Source organism: Geminicoccaceae bacterium, from assembly GCA_020638465.1.
GTDB lineage: Bacteria > Pseudomonadota > Alphaproteobacteria > Geminicoccales > Geminicoccaceae > JAGREO01.
Genome location: JACKIM010000001.1, coordinates 1,948,864 through 1,969,120 on the forward strand (window position 1 = coordinate 1,948,864; position 20,257 = coordinate 1,969,120).

16 protein-coding genes and 1 other RNA gene are annotated in these 20,257 nt (G+C 63.8%); all 17 read left to right on the forward strand.

Annotation, left to right across the window (positions count from 1 at the left end; translation table 11 throughout):
- Positions 1-29 precede the first annotated feature (29 nt).
- The 17 genes from H6851_09290 to ftsA all read left to right on the forward strand — a co-directional run bounded on the left by H6851_09290 (position 30) and on the right by ftsA (position 20,159).
- Positions 30-2,507, forward strand: a complete 2,478-nt coding sequence (locus H6851_09290) for a TIGR02302 family protein (protein MCB9943798.1) — start codon at positions 30-32, stop codon at positions 2,505-2,507.
- The gene (locus H6851_09295; protein ID MCB9943799.1) at positions 2,395-3,192 is read left to right on the forward strand and encodes an N-acetylmuramoyl-L-alanine amidase; all 798 of its coding nucleotides are present in this window, start codon (positions 2,395-2,397) and stop codon (positions 3,190-3,192) included. The genes H6851_09290 and H6851_09295 overlap by 113 nt, the downstream gene beginning before the upstream one ends.
- 14 nt (positions 3,193-3,206) lie before the next feature.
- An RNA gene (gene rnpB / locus H6851_09300) (RNase P RNA component class A) lies at positions 3,207-3,604 on the forward strand.
- 518 nt (positions 3,605-4,122) lie between these two features.
- Complete coding sequence (gene rsmH / locus H6851_09305; protein ID MCB9943800.1) at positions 4,123-5,085, forward strand: 16S rRNA (cytosine(1402)-N(4))-methyltransferase RsmH; 963 nt, start codon at positions 4,123-4,125, stop codon at positions 5,083-5,085.
- Positions 5,082-5,468 carry a hypothetical protein gene (locus H6851_09310; GenBank protein ID MCB9943801.1) on the forward strand — a complete coding sequence of 129 codons (387 nt, stop codon included), beginning with the start codon at positions 5,082-5,084 and terminating at the stop codon, positions 5,466-5,468. Before rsmH ends, H6851_09310 begins: the two co-directional genes overlap by 4 nt.
- The gene (locus H6851_09315) at positions 5,468-7,225 is read left to right on the forward strand and encodes a penicillin-binding protein 2 (protein MCB9943802.1); all 1,758 of its coding nucleotides are present in this window, start codon (positions 5,468-5,470) and stop codon (positions 7,223-7,225) included. The genes H6851_09310 and H6851_09315 overlap by 1 nt, the downstream gene beginning before the upstream one ends.
- A 34-nt stretch (positions 7,226-7,259) precedes the next feature.
- Positions 7,260-8,663 (forward strand): UDP-N-acetylmuramoyl-L-alanyl-D-glutamate--2,6-diaminopimelate ligase, encoded by a 1,404-nt coding sequence (locus tag H6851_09320; GenBank protein ID MCB9943803.1) that lies wholly within the window; start codon positions 7,260-7,262, stop codon positions 8,661-8,663.
- Positions 8,660-10,072, forward strand: coding sequence for a UDP-N-acetylmuramoyl-tripeptide--D-alanyl-D-alanine ligase (gene murF / locus H6851_09325; GenBank protein ID MCB9943804.1), 1,413 nt, complete (start codon positions 8,660-8,662; stop codon positions 10,070-10,072). Before H6851_09320 ends, murF begins: the two co-directional genes overlap by 4 nt.
- Before the next feature lie 6 nt (positions 10,073-10,078).
- Positions 10,079-11,167, forward strand: a complete 1,089-nt coding sequence (locus H6851_09330) for a phospho-N-acetylmuramoyl-pentapeptide-transferase (protein MCB9943805.1) — start codon at positions 10,079-10,081, stop codon at positions 11,165-11,167.
- A gap of 11 nt (positions 11,168-11,178) precedes the next feature.
- Entirely contained in the window at positions 11,179-12,564 is a 1,386-nt protein-coding gene (murD, locus tag H6851_09335) for a UDP-N-acetylmuramoyl-L-alanine--D-glutamate ligase (protein MCB9943806.1), read from the forward strand.
- The gene (locus H6851_09340) at positions 12,561-13,673 is read left to right on the forward strand and encodes a cell division protein FtsW (GenBank protein ID MCB9943807.1); all 1,113 of its coding nucleotides are present in this window, start codon (positions 12,561-12,563) and stop codon (positions 13,671-13,673) included. The genes murD and H6851_09340 overlap by 4 nt, the downstream gene beginning before the upstream one ends.
- On the forward strand, positions 13,670-14,755 hold the full coding sequence (gene murG / locus H6851_09345) for an undecaprenyldiphospho-muramoylpentapeptide beta-N-acetylglucosaminyltransferase (GenBank protein ID MCB9943808.1): 1,086 nt from the start codon (positions 13,670-13,672) through the stop codon (positions 14,753-14,755). Before H6851_09340 ends, murG begins: the two co-directional genes overlap by 4 nt.
- Positions 14,752-16,164 carry a UDP-N-acetylmuramate--L-alanine ligase gene (locus H6851_09350; GenBank protein MCB9943809.1) on the forward strand — a complete coding sequence of 471 codons (1,413 nt, stop codon included), beginning with the start codon at positions 14,752-14,754 and terminating at the stop codon, positions 16,162-16,164. Before murG ends, H6851_09350 begins: the two co-directional genes overlap by 4 nt.
- Positions 16,161-17,081, forward strand: a complete 921-nt coding sequence (murB, locus tag H6851_09355; GenBank protein ID MCB9943810.1) for a UDP-N-acetylmuramate dehydrogenase — start codon at positions 16,161-16,163, stop codon at positions 17,079-17,081. The genes H6851_09350 and murB overlap by 4 nt, the downstream gene beginning before the upstream one ends.
- A complete protein-coding gene (locus tag H6851_09360) occupies positions 17,078-17,989 on the forward strand; it encodes a D-alanine--D-alanine ligase (GenBank protein MCB9943811.1) in 912 nt (303 codons plus the stop codon). Before murB ends, H6851_09360 begins: the two co-directional genes overlap by 4 nt.
- 107 nt (positions 17,990-18,096) lie before the next feature.
- Complete coding sequence (locus tag H6851_09365) at positions 18,097-18,846, forward strand: FtsQ-type POTRA domain-containing protein (protein MCB9943812.1); 750 nt, start codon at positions 18,097-18,099, stop codon at positions 18,844-18,846.
- Positions 18,843-20,159, forward strand: coding sequence for a cell division protein FtsA (gene ftsA, locus H6851_09370; protein ID MCB9943813.1), 1,317 nt, complete (start codon positions 18,843-18,845; stop codon positions 20,157-20,159). The genes H6851_09365 and ftsA overlap by 4 nt, the downstream gene beginning before the upstream one ends.
- Positions 20,160-20,257: the final 98 nt, after the last annotated feature.

Below are 20,257 nucleotides of genomic sequence, written 5' to 3' on the forward strand. Positions count from 1 at the left end.
ACCGGGCCGGTCCTGCAGGCAGTACGGTGGTGAGCCGGTCGGTGGGGGCAGGGGTGCGCAGGCTGGGCCTGCGTCTCTTCGGAGCGCGCCTGTTCGAGACCGTCGAGCGACTGTGGCCGGCTGTCTTCCCTGCCGTTGTCGTTCTGGTCCTTTTTGCCATTCTGGCGTTCGTCGATTTCTGGGGACATGTTCCTGTATGGGTTCACTGGATCGGGCTCGGGATATTCGGTCTGGTCCTCGTGGGCGCGCTCGGTTCCGGTTTGCGCAGGCTGCGGCCGGTGACGCGGGGCGAAGCCATAAGGCGTCTTGAACGCGACAGTGAATTGTCCCACGAACCGTTGGGCTCGCTTGAGGACAGGCTGGGTACGGGCGAACACGATCCCCTGACGCGACGTCTGTGGGAGCGACAGCGGGAGCGGGCACTGCGGCAAGCTGGACGGTTGCGCCTTGGTCCGCCACGGTCGCCCATGCCACGACTCGATCCCTGGGCCCTGCGGGCTATTCTGGGGCTCGTACTGCTGGTTTCCCTGGTCGAAGCTCGTGGTGAATGGTGGCCGAGGCTGGTGCAGGCGGTGGTGCCGGGCGAGCGGGTGAACGTCGTGCCGGCGGAAGTTGCCATCCGTCTGTGGATCACGCCTCCGGCCTACACCGGAACGGCACCATTCGGCGAGGAGAGAACGGCCCGTTCGGATACGCTGTCGGTTCCAGCCGGAAGCGAGTTGCTGTTGCAGGTCCACGGCCTGCCGGATCGACAGGAAGCCACTCCGTCGATCAGTCTCGCCGGCCAGCCGGTCGACGTGGAGTGGCTTGGAGCCGATCGCAGCGGGGCGGCCAGTGCACAGGTGCGGACCGTACTCGATGCAGGCGGTGAACTGGCGGTGCATGTCGGCCATGGCGAGGACGCCCTGTTGCGCTCCTGGAACATCGAGGTCGTCCCGGACGAGCCGCCGGCGGTGAGCTTTGCCGAAGAACTGGTGGCATCGCAGCGTGCCACTCTCGAAATCCGTTTCGACGCCAGCGACGATTACGGCCTGATGAGGCTGGAACTGGCTTTCGCGCCGGCCGACCGTCCCGATGCGATGGAGGTGCGAGAATTGCTGGCACCGTCGGGAGCGCCACGCGAGCTGGCAACGGGTGTCCATGTCGATCTGAGTGCACATCCTCTGGCCGGACTGCCGGTGAGGATGCGTCTTCGCGCAGTCGATGCAATCGACCAGGTGGGGGAAAGTCGTGAAATCGAGATGGTCCTGCCCGAGCGGAAATTCGTTCATCCTCTTGCAAGGGCGATTATCGCCATCCGCAAGGAAATCGTCCGCGAGCCGGAGAATGTCTCGATGTCCGCAGCCAAACTCGACGCGCTGGCGCGAACCGGGCCTGCGGAGGATTTTGGGGTCGCGGTGCCGCTGACCCTGCTGGCCGCGTCAAGCCGGCTGACACGGCCCGGTCCCGATGGCGAAAGGGTCCAGTCCGTTGTCGCGATGTTGTGGGACCTGGCCCTGTTCATCGAGGACGGGCGGTTGTCGCTGGCGGAAAAGGAGCTGCGCGCGCTGCAGGAGGAATTGCAGCGTGCCTTGCTCGAAGGTGCCGACAGCGCCGAACTTGAACAGTTGATGGACCGGCTGCAGGAAGCCATGGAGCGCTACATGCAGGAGATGATGCGCAATTCCGTGGAGCAGGCGCAGCGCATGCCTGAAGGGATGCCGGTTCAGCCGATCGATCCCTCGCAGATGATCACGCCGCAGGATCTGCAGTCGATGATGGACCGTGCGCGCGAACTGATGCGCAACGGCGCGCGGGAACAGGCGCAGGAGTTGCTGTCGCAGTTGCAGCGGATGATGGAAAACATGCAGACGGCACTGCAGCCGATGCAGCCCGGCCCCGGCGAACAGGCCATGGGTGACCTGCAGCGGATGATCGAATTGCAGCAGGAGTTGCTCGACCGTTCCTTCCAGATGCAAAATCGTCAGGACGGCCAACCGCAAGCTGGTGAGAGCGAAACGCGGCCGGGGCAGCAGGGCCAGCCGGGCGAGCAGGACGCGGGTCGGTCGGCTGGCGAACAGGAGGCGCTGCGGCGTGCCCTGGGAGAGCTGATGCGGCGCATGGGTGAAATGGGTATGGATATCCCGCGGTCGCTTGGTCAGGCCGAAATGCAGATGCGCGGCGCTCGCGATGCCCTGCAGCGGGGAGAGGCCGGGCAGGCGATCGGGCCGCAGGGGCAGGCCGTCGACCTGATGCAGCAGGGCGGTCAGGCGATGATGCAGCAGTTGCGCGAGATGATGGCGCAGCAGGGCATGCAGCCGGGACGGGCCCAGCAGCAGGGTCGTGACCCGTTGGGGCGTTCGACGCGCAATGATGGAGGTTTCAGCCCCGAGGGCACGAAGCTGCCGGCAGAAAATGACCTCGGCAGGGCGCGTGGGGTGCTCGAGGAACTGTACCGCCGCTCGCGCGACCGCCAGCGGCCACCGGTGGAGCTCGATTATTACGACCGCCTGCTCGATCGTTTCTGAACGTCACCTGTCGCCCAGTCATGGCAATCGTCCGCCCGGGGCGGTCATTGACATGATCATCCTTCACTATACCGGCATGCTGGATGGACGGGCCGCGCTGGATCGCCTTTGCGATCCGGAGGCCGAAGTTAGTGCGCACTATCTGGTCGAGGAGGATGGTCGCATTCTGGCACTTGTCGACGAGGAGCGGCAGGCCTGGCATGCGGGTGTGAGCGGATGGGGCGGTCGCCGCCGCCTCAATGACGTCTCGATCGGCATCGAGATTGTCAATCCCGGTCACGAATGGGGCTACAGGCCGTTTCCCGAACAACAGATGCAGGCTGTGGAAAGGCTGGTCGCCGACATCGTGCGCCGACGGGCGATCCGTCCGGCGCTGGTTCTGGGGCACAGTGATGTCGCGCCGGCACGCAAGGACGATCCGGGCGAGCTGTTCGAATGGTCGCGGCTGGCACGGCAGGGGCTGGCGGTTGCCCTCGCCGGAGCTCCCGAGGGCATGCCCGACCGGGAGCTGGCGGTCGCCGCACTCCGTCGCATCGGTTACGACTTCGAGCTGCCGGCCACCGAGCCATGGCATGTGATCCGGGCATTCCAGCGGCGATTTCGTCCGTCGCGGGTGGACGGCGTGCTCGATGCGCAAACGATGGGGCTCATAATGACCCTTGAACGCGAATATCCCAGCGCCTAGACCGGGACCCGATGCGAGGTGGCCGGGTGACCGCTCCCGCGGCGGCCTGGCCGTGCGCGGGGGAGGAAAGTCCGGGCTCCGCGAAGACACGGTGCCGGGTAATGCCCGGCGGGGGCAATCCCAGGGAAAGTGCCACAGAGAGGAGACCGCCCACCGGGGATGTTTCGATCCCGTGGGCAAGGGTGAAAGGGTGCGGTAAGAGCGCACCGCGGTGGCGGCAACGTCGCCGGCATGGCAAACCCCACCGGGAGCAAGACCAAGTAGGGACGACAGCCCTTCAATGGGCAATCCTGTCTTCGGGATGGTCGTCCGGGTAGGTCGCGCGAGGTGTCCGGCAACGGGCATCCCAGATGAATGGTCACCGCCCGGCTGTTGCCGGGAACAGAACCCGGCTTACAGGCCACCCCGCATCGGCAAGTTCTGGAGGATTTTCAAGCTGTACTCCTTTCATCCACATGTTCTTTGTGAGTTATCCACAGAAATATTCTTTTTAGCATAAAATTTATCTATTACAATAGGTTGCCGGTAAGTTCTGGAGTTAATTCTGCATTCAGAAAGCTTGACCACAGGTGGTGTCGAGGCTAGGTTGTAGCAACCTTGCAACTTAGTTGAATCCTTTTTTCCTTTGCAGAATGACTCGCTGGACAGAAGTCAAGCGTTAGTAAGGCAAAATATAAAGGAGAAGTGCGAGATCGCGTTTGGAAAAGTCAGACACCATTAGGTTGAAAGAAGAATGTTCAAGCCGAGGTGGTGCGGTTTGTCTTTGCGGTCTTTAGCGGTTACTTCGTCGTTTTTCCTTGATTCAACTGGAGTGGGTCTCTCAAGCATGTTGTGCGGCGAAGTATTGTGCGGTAGTGTGCGGGAATCGAATCAACTTGTGGTCGAATTCGGGTTGGCAATGGCGGCTTGGAGGCTGCCTGTGGGTAAGTTCTGGATAACCTGATGACGCATGAGCCCGTGATGCTTGCCGAGATGGTGAACGCGCTGGCGCCGCGTGACGGTGGCGTCTATCTCGACGCTACTTTCGGCGGTGGTGGCTATACGCGTGCCATTTTGCGGGCAGCCGAATGCCGGGTCATTGCCATCGACCGCGATCCCGATGCCATGGCTCGCGCGCGCGAGCTGGCTGCGGGCGAGCCTCGGCTGGCCGTGGTGCAGGGGTGTTTCTCCGGGATGGCGTCGATGATCGTCAACGCGGGATATTCCCGTGTCGATGGAATTGTTCTCGATGTCGGTGTGTCGTCCTTCCAGCTCGACGACGCTTCGCGCGGCTTCTCGTTCCGGAATGACGGTCCCTTGGACATGCGCATGGCGGCGGAGGGTGAGAGTGCTGCCGATCTCGTGGCCACGCGTACTCCGGAGGAGCTTGCGAGGATCTTTCGGCAGTTCGGTGATGAGCCGGAAGCGGGGCGTGTGGCGCGGGCCATTGTTTCTCGCCGGGTGGAGAGGCCATTCGTCACCACGCGCGACCTGGCCGGTGTCATCGCCGATGTCAAGCGCAAGGTCCGTCCCGGGCGTGACCCGGCGACCCAAGTGTTCCAGGCGCTGCGCATGGCGGTCAATGACGAACTGGGCGAACTCGAAACGGCACTGGCTGCCGCCATGGAAATTCTGGCGCCCGGTGGAAGGCTTGTCGTGGTGGCCTTTCACTCGGCGGAGGATCGGTTGGTCAAGCGCTTCATCGATGCCGAAAGCGGCCATGGCCGCTCGGTCTCGCGCCACATGCCGGTTGCGGACGGGCCGGTGCCGCGGTTGCGCTGGCTGCAGCGCAAGGCCGCGCAGCCTTCGGCCGGCGAGGTTCAGCGCAACCCCCGGGCTCGCTCGGCGCGCCTGCGTGCGGCCGAACGCATGGCCGGGGACGATGCGGAGCCCGACTGGAGTGCGGCCGCATGATGACCCGCCAGATTGCGTCCCTCCTCATGCTGACGCTCCTTGTCGCGGCCGGCGTTTTCCATCTGAAATATTCGGTCGTGCGACTGAACTCCGAGCTCACCTTGCTCGATGCCGATATCGAAGAGGCGCGTTGGCAGATTTCGACGCTCGAAGCCGACTGGGCCTACCTGACGCGCCCCGAGCGGCTCAGCATGCTGGCCGGCCAGATCGGCATGCATCCGGCATCGGTGGGACGCATCATTCAGGTCGAGCAGATCGGGCGGATGAAGCAGCTTGAACTCGCCCGTCGACCGATCCCGATCATCCTGCCGTCGGGCGGGGAAGCGGCCTTGCGCTTCAAGCCCGTGGCAACGTTCAATCTCGACGCTGACGGTGACGAGTAATGACTGGTTATGACGTTCGTCCCGCGCGCAAGGATCCGATCCGCCTGCGCATCGGCCTGGTCGGGCTGTTCTTTGTCATCGCCTTCAGTTCACTGGCCATTAGGCTCGTCGATCTGGCGTCGCGCGATGACGAGTCGGGCGGGCGCCCGACAGCGATGGGCAATGATGCACCCGACCCGCATCGTGCCGAGATTCTTGACCGTAACGGGCTTCTGCTGGCCAGCAACATTGTCACTTTGTCGATCATGTCTGATCCGCTGAGGATGATCGACAAGCGCGGTGCAGCCCATGCCCTTGCCGGCGTGCTGAACGATGTCGATGAAGCCGAGTTGCTGCGGCGCTTCGAGCGAGGCGGGCGGTTTGCGTGGATCAAGCGTCACATTTCTCCGCGTGAACAGAAAATGGTGCAGGATCTGGGCCTGCCAGGCGTTTCGTTCATCAACAGCGAAATGCGTGTCTATCCGCGGGGGCGGTTGGCCAGCCATGTGCTGGGCTTTGTCGACGTCGACAATCAGGGGCTGGCAGGCGTCGAGTTCGGCCTGCAGCAGGAGCTGGTGGGCGGTGCGGAGGCGGGCAAGCCGGATATCCGGCTGTCGGTCGATGTGCGTGCGCAGCTGGCGGTGCATGAGGCCTTGTCGAAGGCGATGACGGATTATTCTGCACTGGGGGGATGTGCCCTGGTGCTGGATGTCAAGACTCGTGAACTGATAGCGATGACCAGCCTTCCCGATTTCGATCCGAATCATCCCGAGCGCGCGCCCGCGGATGCGCGGCTGAACCGTTGTTCCGGCAGCGTGTTCGAGCTGGGGTCGATGTTCAAGATCGTGAACACCGCCATGGCGCTCGAGACCGGCAAGGTGACCATGCGTTCGCATTTCGACGCCAGCGAGCCTCTGGTCGTCAACGGCCACCGCATCCGTGACGATCATGGCAAGTACCGTGTGCTCAGCGTTCCCGAGATCTTCGCGTTCTCGTCCAATATCGGCTCGGCACAGATGGCATTCGCCGCGGGCGGTCACGAAGCGCAGATCCCGTTCCTGACGTCGCTGGGGCTGATGGAGCGTCCGCAGATGGTCTTCCCGGAGACCCGGGAGCCGCTCGTCCCGGCCAAATGGCCTGACATCACCACGGCCACCGTGTCCTACGGACATGGCATTGCCGTCGCTCCGCTGCAGTTTGCCGAAGCCGTTGCAGCTCTGGTCGGCGATGGTGTGTTCCATCGTTCGAAGATCCGTCATTTCGATTCGCCGATGCCATCGGATGTCATTCACGATGTGTCGAATGTTGACGATGGTGTGCGGGTTGTCTCCGAGCAGACCGCACGCGACCTGCGCTGGCTCATGTGGCTCACGGTGGAGCGCGGTAGCGGCACGCAGGCGATCGTGCCGGGCTACCTGGTCGGCGGCAAGACCGGTACCGCCGACAAGCCATCGGCGACCCGTCGCGGCTACAAGAAGGGTGCCGTGGTCGCGTCGTTCGTCGCTGCCTTTCCCGTCGAGGATCCGCGCTATGTTGTTCTCGTGACACTCGATGAACCGCAGGGCAACAAGGAGACGTTGGGTTTCCGCTATGGAGGCTGGACCGCGGCGCCTGTCGTGCGGGAGATCATCGAACGTGTCGGTCCGCTGATGAAGGTGGAACCGACACGTCCCGAAGTCGCGATGCAACTGGAGCGGCGACTGCAGGTCGGGCCTGCCATCAACGGGCGCACCCATCGCGAGGAGGACGGCTTTGAAGCTATCAGCCTTGCTCCCTGACGGTGTGCTTTTGCTGGGTTCGGGCGATACCGAGATCAACGGGATCTGCTTCGATACCCGCAAGTTGAGGCCGGGCAATCTCTATGCCGCCATCAGCGGTAGCAGGGTGGATGGGCATGTCTTCATCCCGGACGCGCTGGCTGCCGGTGCTGCGGCGATTCTCGGCAGTGATTCGGCGCGCAATTACGCGACCGCCGTGCCGGTGGTTGTTGACGGCAATCCGCGCCTGCGCCTGTCGCAGATGGCCGCACGTCTCACACCCGGTCAGCCCGGGACGACGGTGGCGGTCACGGGGACCAACGGCAAGACCTCGGTAGCGAGCTTCACCCGCCAGATCTGGGATCGCGTCGGTATGCGAGCGGCCAGCCTGGGAACGCTCGGCGTGGAGAGCGAGGGGCGCTGGCCCGCAACCCAGCTGACCACACCCGACCCGGTGCTGCTGCACAGGCTCTGCTCGGACCTGGCCCGGGCAGGGATCGACCACCTGGCGCTCGAAGCGTCAAGCCACGGGCTGGACCAGTTCCGGCTCGACGCGTTGAACTTCCGGGCGGCGGCCTTCACCAATATCAGTCGCGACCATTACGATTACCACGGTAGCTACGAAGCCTATTATACGGCCAAGAAGCGTCTTTTTTCCGAGTTGCTGATGCCGGGCGGGTTGGCGGTGATCAATGCCGACGTTCCCGAGGCCGGCGATCTCGCGGCGCTTCTCGACCGGCGCGGCATCGAGATGGTCGATTACGGCTTCAAGGCCCGGCGCTATCGCATCGTCGCCATCGAGGTGGGGACGGTCGGGCAACTCGTCAGGTTGTCGATCGACGGTACAGCCTGTGAGGTCGATTCGCCGCTGGTCGGGCAATTCCAGGCATCCAACATGGTGGCGGCCCTCGGTCTGGCCGTCGCCGGCGGCGCACCGCTGGACAAGGCCATGGCCCAGCTTTCCTGCCTGCGACCGGCACCCGGGCGGATGGAGCATGTCGTGACTCACCCGTCCGGTGCACCGGCTTTCGTCGATTTCTCCCATACACCGGATTCGCTGGAAAAGGCGCTCGTGGCACTGCGGCCGCACACCGATGGCCGGCTGGTGGTGGTGTTCGGTTGCGGTGGGGATCGTGATCCCGGCAAGCGACCGATCATGGGCGAGGTTGCCGGCAGGCTGGCCGATCACGTGATCGTGACCGATGATAATCCGCGAAGCGAGGAACCCGGTCGCATCCGAAGCGAGATCCTTGCCGCAACGCCGAAGGACCGGACCGAGGAAATCGGTGATCGGGCAAGGGCGATCCGGGCTGCGTTCGCCGGATTGAACGGGGGAGACGTGCTGCTCGTCGCCGGAAAGGGCCACGAATCGGGCCAACTGGTCGGCACGACGCTGCTTCCGTTCAACGATGCCGAGGAACTGCGCAAGGTCCTTGCGGAAACGGAGGGCGGACGATGAGCAAACCCCTCTGGACCGCCGTCGATGCCGCCTCGGCCACGACCGGCCGGAGCCGCCGCTACTGGGAAGCCGAGCGCGTCGGTATCGACAGCCGCACCGTCGGTCCGGGCGATCTGTTCGTCGCCTTGCAGGCCGCGCGCGACGGCCATGCGTTTGTCGGCAATGCTCTGGACAGGGGAGCTACCGCGGCCGTCGTCACCGCCCGTCCCGATGATGTTCCCGAAGACGCACCGCTTTTGCTGGTCGAGGACAGCATGCGGGCTTTGGAAGGGCTGGCGGCCTTCGCTCGCAGGCGCAGTGCGGCAAAGATCATCGGTGTCACGGGCAGTGTCGGAAAGACCGGTTTCAAGACCGCTCTCGCCCGGATCTGCAGCCATTTCGCGCCGACCCATGCCAGCGAACGGAGCTACAACAACCACTGGGGCGTTCCGCTCAGCCTCGCCAACCTGCCGCCCGCCGCCCGCTACGGCATCTTCGAGATGGGCATGAACCATCCGGGCGAGATTCGTGCGCTCACCGCCCAGGTTCGGCCCGATATCGCCGTGGTCACTGCCATAGCACCGGCCCACATGGAGTTCTTCACTTCGCTCGATGCCATCGCCGAGGCCAAGGCGGAGATATTCTACGGGCTGGAGCCGGATGGCGTGGCGGTCATCAACAATGACGCGCCGTCCTCCGACCTGCTGCTGGACCATGCACGGGCGGCGAGGGCGGCCATCATCACCTATGGCGGTGCGGATGGCGCCCGCGTCCGGCTGGTCGACAGCGAGCTGAGGGCAGATCGCAGCCTCGTGCATGCTCGCCTGGACAGTCGCAAGATCGATTTCGAGGTGGGCATTCCCGGCTATCACTGGGTCATCAACAGTCTGGGGCTCGTCGCCGTCGCCCATGCGCTCGAACTGCCGCTCGATGGCGTATTCGAACAACTGGCCGTTCTCGAAGCCGTTGCCGGACGCGGCCTGCGCGAACATGTGCAACTCGCGGGAGGCGGTGAGATCCTGCTGCTGGACGAGAGCTACAATGCCAATCCGGTGTCGACCCGGGCCGCCATCGAGGTGCTCGGCAACCAGTCGGGCCGCAAGGTTGCCATCCTCGGTGACATGCTCGAACTCGGTGCCCACAGTGCCCGGATGCATGCAGAGCTCGGTGATGCCCTCGACGATGCCGATGTCGACCTGCTGCTGCTCGCCGGACCGATGATGGCACATCTGGGCGAGGCGGTGGGGACGAAGCGGGAATGGCACCACGCCGCCGGATCGCGGGAGCTCGCGGCCGGCCTTGGTTCCTGGCTGCGCGCCGGCGACGTCGTTCTGGTCAAGGGTTCGCTCGGCAGTGGCATGCAGTGTGTCGTCGATGCCATTCATGGCATGGGCGTCGGTATCGTCCAGAACGCGCACGAGGAGGTCTGAGAGGGCATGCTCTATAACCTCCTTTTCCCGCTCGCCGCCGAAATCAGCGTTTTCAACGTCTTTCGCTACATCACCTTCCGGACGGGAGGGGCGGTCATGACCGCCCTGTTCATCAGTTTTCTCATCGGTCCCTACGTGATTCGCCGCTTGCGGGCGAGGCAGCGCGAGGGGCAGCCGATCCGCGAGGACGGGCCGGAAACGCATCTCCTGACCAAGAAGGGTACGCCGACCATGGGCGGTGTGCTCATTCTGCTGGCGCTGGGCATCGCCACGCTGCTGTGGGCGGACCTCGCCAACGGCTATGTCTGGATCGTGCTGCTGGTGACGCTGGGGTATGGTGGTATCGGCTTTGTCGACGACTACTACAAGCTCACCCGGCGTTCGTCGAAGGGGCTCTCGGGGCGCAGGAAGCTGCTGTTTCAGGCTGCTATCGGCATTGTCGCCGCGACTGCGGCCATGCTGCTCACCGAGCCGCCGCTTTCCGGTGCTCTCGCTGTACCGATCTTCAAGGGGGTGCTGATTCCGCTCGGTGTGTTGTTTCCACTCATGGCGGCTTTCGTCATGGTGGGAGCATCAAACGCGGTCAACCTGACCGACGGACTCGACGGGTTAGCGATCGTTCCGGTGATGATTGCCGCCGGGTGCTTTGCCCTGATCGCCTATCTTACCGGTAATGTGATTTTTTCTGGTTACCTGGGTATTCCCTATGTCGCCGGTACCGGTGAGCTTGCCGTGTTTTGCGGGGCCATGGTCGGGGCGTCGCTCGGTTTTCTCTGGTTCAACGCACCGCCAGCCATGGTATTCATGGGCGATACCGGCTCGCTTGGAATGGGTGGCGCTCTGGGATCGGTGGCCGTGGTCACCAAACACGAACTGGTACTGGCCATCATCGGTGGACTGTTCGTGCTCGAAGCCGTTTCGGTCATCGTTCAGGTCGCCTCGTTCAAGCTTACCGGCAAGCGCGTGTTCCGCATGGCGCCCTTGCACCACCATTTCGAGAAGAAGGGCTGGAAGGAACCGACCATCGTCATCCGCTTCTGGATCATCGCCTCCATCCTGGCGTTGATCGGCCTCTCGACGCTGAAGCTGCGCTGATGGACGGGATCATGCACGCGATTGCCCCCCTGCGCGGCAAGACGGTCGGAGTGCTCGGTCTGGCACGAAGCGGTATTGCCGTTGCCCGTGTCCTTGCGCGAAACGGCATCGGCGTCGTCGTGTACGATGACAATCCGCAGGCGATCGAGCCTCTTCTGGCCGAAGGTATGCGGCCTGGCAGGATCGAGGACGTGGCCCGGCTCGATGTCCTCGTCGTCAGTCCTGGCGTGCCGCTCACCCACCCGCGGCCTCATCCTGTGGTGGCCGCCGCGCGGGAAGCCGGTATTTTGCTCACCTGCGATATCGACCTGTTCGCCCGGCCGCTGCGTGAACTCGGACACACCCTGGTGGTGGTGACCGGTACCAACGGCAAATCGACAACAACGGCATTAATTCACCATTTGGCACTGGTTGCCGGAAAGCGAGTGCTGATCGGAGGCAATATCGGACTGCCAGTGTTCGAGTTGAAGCCCGGCTCCAAGCCGACGATCGTCGTCCTCGAACTTTCGTCCTTCCAGCTCGATCTCTGCAACGACCTGCGGCCCGATATTGCCGTTTGGATGAACCTCACGCCGGATCACCTCGACCGTCACGGCGATCTCGACGGCTACATCCGGGCAAAATCGCGTGTCTTTGCCCGAATGGGGACGAGTGACGAAGCGGTCATATGCATTGATGACGAGCCGAGTCGGGCGGTGGCGCAATCGCTTGCCGGTCGGGTGGCGGTCACTACCTTTGGTCGCAGCGGCGAGGCGGTGGTGTCCATCGTTGGCGGCGATCTGCGTCGCGGCAGCCGGCCGTTGATGGATCTCCGGGATCTGCCGTCCCTGCGCGGCGATCACAATATCGACAATGCTGCGGCAGCCACCCTGGCGCTGCTGCGTCTCGGCGTCGACGGGACGACCATCCGCAACGGACTGGCGACCTTCCGCAGCCTGCCTCACCGGGCGGAGCAGGTCGCCGTCATCGACCATGTGCGCTTCATCAACGACAGCAAGGCGACCAATCCGTCGTCGGCCGCCCGCAGCCTGCGCACCTTTCCCAATATCTACTGGATCGCCGGTGGCAAACCCAAGCCCGGCGGATTTTCGGAGCTTTTGTCACTGATGCGTCCGGTGCGGCACCTCTACCTGATCGGCGAGGCCGCTGACGAGATGGTGGCCACGTTCGAAGGCGTGGTGCCATGCACCCGCCATGCCGGACTGGCGGAGGCAATGCGTGCTGCCCATGACGCGGCACTGGCCGACCGGACCGGCGAGGCCACCGTGCTTCTCGCACCCGCCTGCGCCTCCTACGACCAGTTCAGGAGCTATGAGGAGCGCGGCGACCGGTTTCGCGAGATCGCCATGTCGATGGCTTCCGGCGAGCGGTTGCAACCGCTCGGAGGTGCGGCATGACCCCCTTTGCCCGCCACGATCGCAGTTTTGTCGGCCGCTGGTGGTGGACGGTCGACCATTTCGTGCTCGGCGGGATCATCGTGCTGGCGATACTGGGGTTGTTCATGGTGTTCGCCGCCAGTCCGCCCGTTGCCCGCAAGCTGGGATATCCCGAAACCCATTTCATCTTCAAGCATCTGATTTCTCTGGGTATTTCCCTGGGACTCCTGTTCCTGGTCTCGTTGATGGCGCCGCGCGGCGTCCTGCGTCTGGCTGTCGTGTGCTTTGCGGTGTTTGGACTTCTGACCATCGCCACGCTGTTCCTGGCGCCCGAGGTGAAGGGGTCTCACCGCTGGCTGCGCATGTTCGGGCAGCAGATCCAGCCCACCGAGTTTCTCAAACCTTGCGTGACGGTGATCGGTGCATGGCTGCTTGCCCGCAGCGAGGGAATTCGCGGGCTCGTGCCGGCGACACTGCTGGTCGGCGGGGTGGTAGGCGTCCTTCTGATGCAACCCGACGTCGGCATGGCAGCGCTGATCACGCTGATCTTCTGTGCCCAGCTGTTCATCGCCGGCCTGAGCTGGCTCTTCGTCGGCATCGCCGTGACCGTCGGCGTGGTCGGGCTCTATGGCGCCTATGCCCTGCACCCGCATGTGCAGGAGCGTGTCGACATCTTCTTCGGGCCGGTGGCGGAGTACGACCAGATCGGCATCGCCATGCGGGCCTTGTCCTCGGGAGGACTGTTCGGCCGTGGGCCGGGCGAGGGCGTGGTGAAATTCTCCCTGCCCGAGGCACATTCCGACTTTGTCTTCGTGACTGCCGCCGAGGAGTTCGGCATCCTCTTCTGCCTTCTGATCGTGCTGGTGTTTGCCGTGGTGGTGCTCAAGGCGCTGCACCGCACCCAGGACAGCAATGACCGTTTCGTTCGCCTGGCGGCCTTCGGTCTTGCCGCGGAGCTGGGGCTTCAGGCACTGATCAACATGGCCGTGAACCTGAACCTGATGCCGACAAAAGGTATGACATTGCCACTGATCTCCTATGGTGGATCGTCAATGATGGCGCTCGGCATCGGCCTTGGCATGCTGCTGGCGTTCACCCGGCGAGGTGCGCGTCTTGGAGGTGTACCGTGAGTTCGATGTACATGGTCGCCACCGGCGGTACGGGCGGGCATGTCTTTCCGGCTCTCGCGCTTGCGCGCGAACTGGTGAACCGCGGCGATCGTGTCACGTTCCTCGTCGATCGTCGTGGCCAGCGCTACCTGCCCGAGGATATGCCACATCGCGAGATCGCCGCGGCCAGTCCCAGCGGTACGATGATCCATCGGCTGCGGGCCGTGCTGTCGCTCGCTCGGGGTTTCTTCCAGAGCCTGCGGGCCATCGGCGAACTGCGCCCGCAGGCGATCGCCTGTTTCGGCGGCTATGCCTCGGTGCCGGCGGCTCTCGCCGCGAGGCTCCGTTCGGTGCCGGTAATGGTTCACGAACAGAATGCCGTGTTCGGTCGCGCCAACCGGAACATCGGCGGCTTTGCCGGGGTGATCGCGCTGACCTTCGCGGATACCGACGCCTTGCCGTCGGGCAATGCCCGGCGCGTGGTCACCGGAAATCCGGTGCGTCCGGGTTTTGTCCGTTCGGCAGCAACGAGGACCGGTACCTCCGGTGACAGCCTGAACGTCCTGGTGATCGGAGGCAGCCAGGGTGCGCGCATTCTCTCCGACATCGTGCCGGCGGCGATGCTGGCCCTGCCGGATACCATCCGCCAGCGGCTCAAGGTCGTCCAGCAGTGTCGCCCGGAAGACATCGCAAGGGTGAGGGAGGCTTATGCCGATTGTGGCTTCGAGGTCGAACTTGCCTCTTTCTTTGACGATATGGTCCGGCGTATGAGCGACGCCTCGTTGGTCATCAGTCGTTCGGGAGCTTCTTCCATCAGCGAAATTCTCGCCTTGTCACGCCCGTCTGTCCTCATCCCCTACCTTCACGCCGCCGATGGTCACCAGCAGGCCAATGCGGAGCGGCTGGAACGTGCCGGTGCGGCCATCCTGCACCGTCAGGACGAGGTGACGGCGGAAGCCCTTTCGGCCAGTCTGGCAGCCGTCCTCGGTGATGCGCAAAGGCGCGAGGCCATGAGCCGGGCGGCGGAGTCGCTGGATTGCCCGGACGCGGCTGCGACCCTGGCCGATGCCATGGTGTCGATCTCCACCGGAGGGCGGCCATGAAGATCCGTCCGCTCGACATCGGCCCCATCCATTTCGTTGGCATCGGCGGCATCGGTATGAGTGGCATCGCCGAGATCCTGTGCAACATGGGCTACAGGGTGCAGGGATCGGACATCGCCGAGAACGCCAATACGAAGCGCCTGCAGGGGCTCGGCGCGACTGTCATGCTTGGCCATGCCACGGAAAACGTCGAGGGCGCGGACGTTCTGGTGGTCTCGTCGGCCATCGCCTCGGGCAATCCCGAGCTCATCGAGGCCCGCCGCCGCCGTATTCCGGTTGTGCGTCGGGCGGACATGCTGGGCGAACTGATGCGCCTCCATCGCTCGGTGGCCGTTGCCGGCACGCACGGCAAGACCACCACGACAGCTATCGTCGCCGCCCTGTTCGATGCCGCGGGGCTCGATCCGACGGTCATCAACGGCGGCATCATCAACGCCTATGGCACCAATGCGCGGCTGGGGCAGGGCGAGTGGATGGTGGTCGAGGCCGACGAGAGCGACGGCAGCTTTCTCAGGCTTCCGGCGACCATCGGGGTGGTGACCAACATCGATCCCGAGCACATGGAACATTACGGCAGTTTCGATGGAGTTCGCGACGCGTTTCACAGCTTCGTCGAACATCTGCCGTTCTACGGCTTCGCCGTCCTGTGCACCGATCATCCCGAGGTTCAGGCCCTGCTGGCACGGGTGACCGACCGGCGCATCGTCACCTATGGTCTCAACGCCCAGGCCGACATCCGCGCGACCCATATCAGCCTCGATATCGAGGGGTCGCGCTTCGACGTCGATATTCGCGACCGTGGCAGCGATGAGGTGCGCCGGATCGAGGGATTGCGGCTTACCCTGCGCGGCGAGCACAATCTTACCAATGCCCTGGCCGCGATCGCGATTGCAAGCGAACTCGGGATCGGCGATGAGGCGATCCGCCAGGCTTTCGGCAATCTGCGCGGAGTCAGACGGCGCTTCACCGTCACCGGCGAGGTCGACGGCACGCTGATCGTCGATGACTACGCCCATCACCCGGTCGAAATCCGCGCCGTTCTGGCGACCGCCCGGGCGTCTGCGGAGGGGCGGGTGATAGCCGTGATGCAACCGCACCGCTACACGCGCCTGCATGAGCTGTTCGATGGCTTCTGTACCGCGTTTGCCGACGCCGATGTGACCATCGTCGCTCCGGTCTATGCTGCCGGCGAGGAACCGATCGACGGGGCGGACCAGGTTCATCTGGTCGAGGGGCTGCGCCGCCACGGACAACGCGACGTGATGGCACTCGACGATCCCGCCGACCTTGCCGGGCTCGTGGACGGGCTGGCCGGTCCCGGCGACATCATTCTGTGCATGGGAGCGGGCAGCATCACCTACTGGGCCGCGAGCCTGCCCGATGAATTGCGGCGAAGGCGTTCGGCATGAGTGAGCGCAACGCCTTTCATGTCCTGGGCGATCGCGTTCGCGACAATGTGCCGCTCAAGCCGATCACCTGGTTCCGGGTGGGGGGACCCGCGCGCAGGCTGATGCAGGCACGCAGCGAGCAGGATGTGCGCGATGCACTGGTTGCAGCCGGGGAAAGTCTCATCCTGCCAATGGGTGTCGCTTCGAATATGCTGGTGCGCGATGGCGGCATCGATGGCCTTGTCCTGCGCTTTGGCGGCGAGCTGTCGAAGGTCGAGGCGGATGGCGGGACTGTGATCGCCGGTGCCGGCGCGCTCGACCAGCGGGTTGCCCAGGTGGCGCAAAGGGCGGGCCTTTCCGGGCTCGAATTCTTCATCGGCATTCCGGGTACCATCGGAGGCGCCGTGCGCATGAATGCCGGTGCTTTCGGTGGGGAAACCGCCGACCGTTTCCGCTTTGCCGACTGCATGGACACGTCGGGCAGGGTGCATCGCCTGACCGCTGCCGATCTCGGCTTCGGCTATCGCCACAGCGAGCTTCCGGCCGGGTTCATTGTGCTGCGCGCAGCCTTTGACTGCGAGCCGGGGGATGGCGAGGCGATCGCCCGGCGCATGGCGGGGATCCGGGCCGAGCGCGAGGCGGCGCAGCCGTTGCGGGCGGCCACCGGTGGCAGCACCTTCAGGAATCCACCGGGCGCCAAGGCGTGGAAGCTCATCGACGACGCTGGCTGTCGCGGCCTGCGCATCGGGCAGGCCATGGTCTCCGAGGTGCACTGCAATTTCCTCATCAATACGGGCGATGCCACGGCAGCGGAGATCGAGGCGCTGGGCGAGGAAGTCCGGCGAAGGGTAAAAGATAAAAGTGGTGTAGATCTTCATTGGGAGATCATCCGCATCGGGGAAGCGCTTCCGGCAACCGCAACCGGAGGTGTGGCATGAACAGGCATGTGGCTGTCCTGATGGGCGGACTCAGTGTGGAACGTGAGGTTTCACTGGTTTCCGGCGAGGAATGTGCAAGGGCTCTGGAGAGCAAGGGATATCGCGTTACCCGCATCGATGTCGGCCGCGATCTTGCTCGACAACTGGAGACAATTGCTCCCGACTGCGTATTCAACGCCCTGCACGGACGTCTGGGCGAGGACGGGCGGGTGCAGGGCCTGCTCGACCTGATGCAGATCCCCTACACCCATTCGGGTGTAATGGCCTCGGCCATCGCCATGGACAAGCCGATGGCGATCCGGTTGTTCCGGAGTGCGGGAATCCGTGCACCCGAGGGCAGGTTGTGCAGCCTTGCAACCGTGCTGGAAGACCCGCCTTTTGCCCCCCCCTATGTGGTCAAGCCCGCGGCGGAGGGGTCGAGTATCGGCGTAAGCATCGTCAGGGACGATGACCGGACGGCCCTCACCGGGCGCAACGATCTGGATCCGAAATCTAAAGTACTGGTTGAAAGATATATTGCCGGATGCGAGCTGACCTGTGCCGTTCTGGGTGATCGGGCTCTGGCTGTGACCGAACTTTCACCCAATAGGGGGTTTTACGACTATTGTGCAAAATACACTGCGGGTTATGCTAAACACCTCCTCCCCGCACCACTAGAGGAGGCGGTGTACCGGCAGGTCATGGATTGGGCCTTGTTGGCGCACCGCCTTCTCGGCTGCCGTGGTGTTTCCCGTTCCGACTTCCGTTACGATCCGCAGCTCGGCAAGGATGGCCTTTTCATCCTGGAGATCAACACTCAGCCGGGAATGACGCCATTGTCGCTCGTTCCCGAGCAGGCGCTGCATTGCGGCATTGAATTTCCTGAACTGGTGGCAGGACTTGTGGAGGCGGCACAATGCGATCCGTGAAGGGCAGGTCGTCCACTGGACCAAGACTCCGTGGTGCAAGGGCGCGTGGCCGCCGGACGCCTCCGCCGCCGCGTTGGCGGCGTCCGGTCCTTGTCGCCGGGTCCCTGTTGCTGGCCTGTTCGACCGCGACGCTGGCCGGCTGGTGGGCGGTGTCCAACAACCTTGCCGGACAGGCGGGATCGGTGGTGCTTGCGAAGGCCGCAGATTGGACCCGTTCGATGGGGCTGGAAGTCAAGGAAGTGATGGCCATTGGCCGGGCGCGCACAAAATCTGGGGATATCCGTGACAAAATAGCGAACATATATGGACAAAATATACTTTTGGTTGATATTTCCGAGGTCAGAACCCAACTTGAATCGTTGCCGTGGGTTCGTTCGGCCTCGGTGAGGCGGATGTTACCGGACACGCTTTATCTGGAGCTTGACGAGCGACGGCCGACGGCGATCTGGGAAGATGAAAATGGTGTTGCGCGCTTGATTGACGAGCATGGTGAAATCATACCTGTCAGCGATGTGGGGATCTTCGCTCACTTGCCCGTGGTCAGTGGCAAGGGGGCGCGCACCGAGGTGACTGCGCTGTTCCGCAGCCTGCTCGACGAACCGGCGCTGGTAAGCCGCATCAGCGGTGCGCAGCTGGTGGATGAACGCCGGTGGAACGTGTTCCTGGATGGGCGTATCGCTGTCAAGCTGCCGGCTCACGAGGTCGGGAAGGCATGGGGGGTGCTCGCCCGGGCCGAGCGTGAGACTTCCCTGCTTGAACGTGCGATAGAGGCGGTCGATTTGCGCAATCCCGACTGGCTGGTTGTTCGGCTGGTCGACGAGGCGACAGGTTCGGCCGCAGTGGGACGTCAGGCATGACCGAAACCATAACCCGAGCTTCCGACATGGCCTGGCGCGGCATTCTGGGCGGGGTTCACCGGAACATCCGCCAGGGACCGCAGGCGCTGATCGACATCGGTTCCAGCAAGCTGTGTTGCTACATCGCCCATCCGCGTATCGGCAGCGGTTTCGAGCTGGCTGGTCGCGGCTATCAGGCGGCCGCCGGATTTCGTGCCGGCAATGTCATCGATATCGACGAAGCCAGTCGCTCGATCGGTGCAGTCCTGCAGGAGGCCGAGAAGGCTGCCGGTATCGAGCTTCGCGAAATCGCTGTCACCTGGAGCGGAGGTGCGCCCCGCTCGCATCTGGTCAGCGTCAGCCGTCGTCTGGGCGGACACGAACTTCTTGCCGATGACGCGGATATCATGCTCCAGCATGCTTTCCGCGAAGGGGAGAGTGCGGATCGGGTGGTGGTCGACGCGATACCTGTCGAGATGACGCTGGACGACGGCCGCGTGCTGCGCGACGCATGCGGGCTGGCAGCCGACTCGGTGAGCCTGATGGCTTGCGTCACTACGGTCGATCGCAGTGCCCTGGACGGGCTCATCGCCTGTCTTGAAGACTGTCACATCGAACCGTCGGCGTTGGTGTCGACGGGGTACGCTGCCGGTATCGCCTGCATTACCCAGGAAGAGATCGATCGCGGCTGCCTTGTCATCGAGCTGGGGGGCGGGACGACCAATGTCGCCCATTTTCACGGTGGCCGGCTGGTCTATCTGAACCAGATCGCCTATGGCGGAGATAACGTCAGCCGTGATATCGCCTATGGCCTGAACACAGGGGCGGGCTATGCGGAGCGGTTGAAGACGCTCTATGGCAGTGTGCAGTGGCGCAGCTGCGACGACAACATGCGCATCGATGTGCCGCTGATCGGCGATCATGTCGATGCGCCGACCGGAGAAATTCCCCGGACGCGGCTCACCATGATCGTGCGTGCGCGGGTCGAGGAGATCCTCAACCTTGTTCAGGAGGGGCTGCGCGAGGCCTGGGGACTGTTCGAGGAGCGGCCGCCGCGCAGCGTCGTCGTCACCGGCGGTGGCGGTCAGGTCGAGGGGATCGTGGAACTGGTCGAGGAGATGTTCGGTTTGCCCGCCCGTCTGGGCAGGCCGGATCTGGTGCAGGGTCGAAACGGTGTTGAAGATCAGCCCTGCTGCAGTGCGGCTTCCGGTGCACTTGCACTCATTTCGGGAGATGACGAGGGATTGCACTGGCGGCCGCCAAGCGAAACGCCGGCCCTTGCCCAGGGGCTGGCCAAGATCAATCGCTGGTGGAAACAGAATTTTACAGGTTGAGGAGATTCCGTGCTGGCTGGTCTGCCCGACTGCCTGACGGTGAATGAAGCGGAACCGAATGGTCCGCTTTCAACGAAGGAGGAGAAGAAGTGACCATT

Bases quoted from the DNA above. Each gene is read 5' to 3' on its own strand.
- H6851_09295 (MCB9943799.1), top strand. From the start codon at position 2,395: ATGACCTCGGCAGGGCGCGTGGGGTGCTCGAGGAACTGTACCGCCGCT.
- H6851_09310 (MCB9943801.1), top strand. From the start codon at position 5,082: ATGATGACCCGCCAGATTGCGTCCCTCCTCATGCTGACGCTCCTTGTC.
- H6851_09315 (MCB9943802.1), top strand. From the start codon at position 5,468: ATGACTGGTTATGACGTTCGTCCCGCGCGCAAGGATCCGATCCGCCTG.
- murF (MCB9943804.1), top strand. From the start codon at position 8,660: ATGAGCAAACCCCTCTGGACCGCCGTCGATGCCGCCTCGGCCACGACC.
- H6851_09330 (MCB9943805.1), top strand. From the start codon at position 10,079: ATGCTCTATAACCTCCTTTTCCCGCTCGCCGCCGAAATCAGCGTTTTC.
- murD (MCB9943806.1), top strand. From the start codon at position 11,179: ATGCACGCGATTGCCCCCCTGCGCGGCAAGACGGTCGGAGTGCTCGGT.
- H6851_09340 (MCB9943807.1), top strand. From the start codon at position 12,561: ATGACCCCCTTTGCCCGCCACGATCGCAGTTTTGTCGGCCGCTGGTGG.
- H6851_09350 (MCB9943809.1), top strand. From the start codon at position 14,752: ATGAAGATCCGTCCGCTCGACATCGGCCCCATCCATTTCGTTGGCATC.
- murB (MCB9943810.1), top strand. From the start codon at position 16,161: ATGAGTGAGCGCAACGCCTTTCATGTCCTGGGCGATCGCGTTCGCGAC.
- H6851_09360 (MCB9943811.1), top strand. From the start codon at position 17,078: ATGAACAGGCATGTGGCTGTCCTGATGGGCGGACTCAGTGTGGAACGT.
- ftsA (MCB9943813.1), top strand. From the start codon at position 18,843: ATGACCGAAACCATAACCCGAGCTTCCGACATGGCCTGGCGCGGCATT.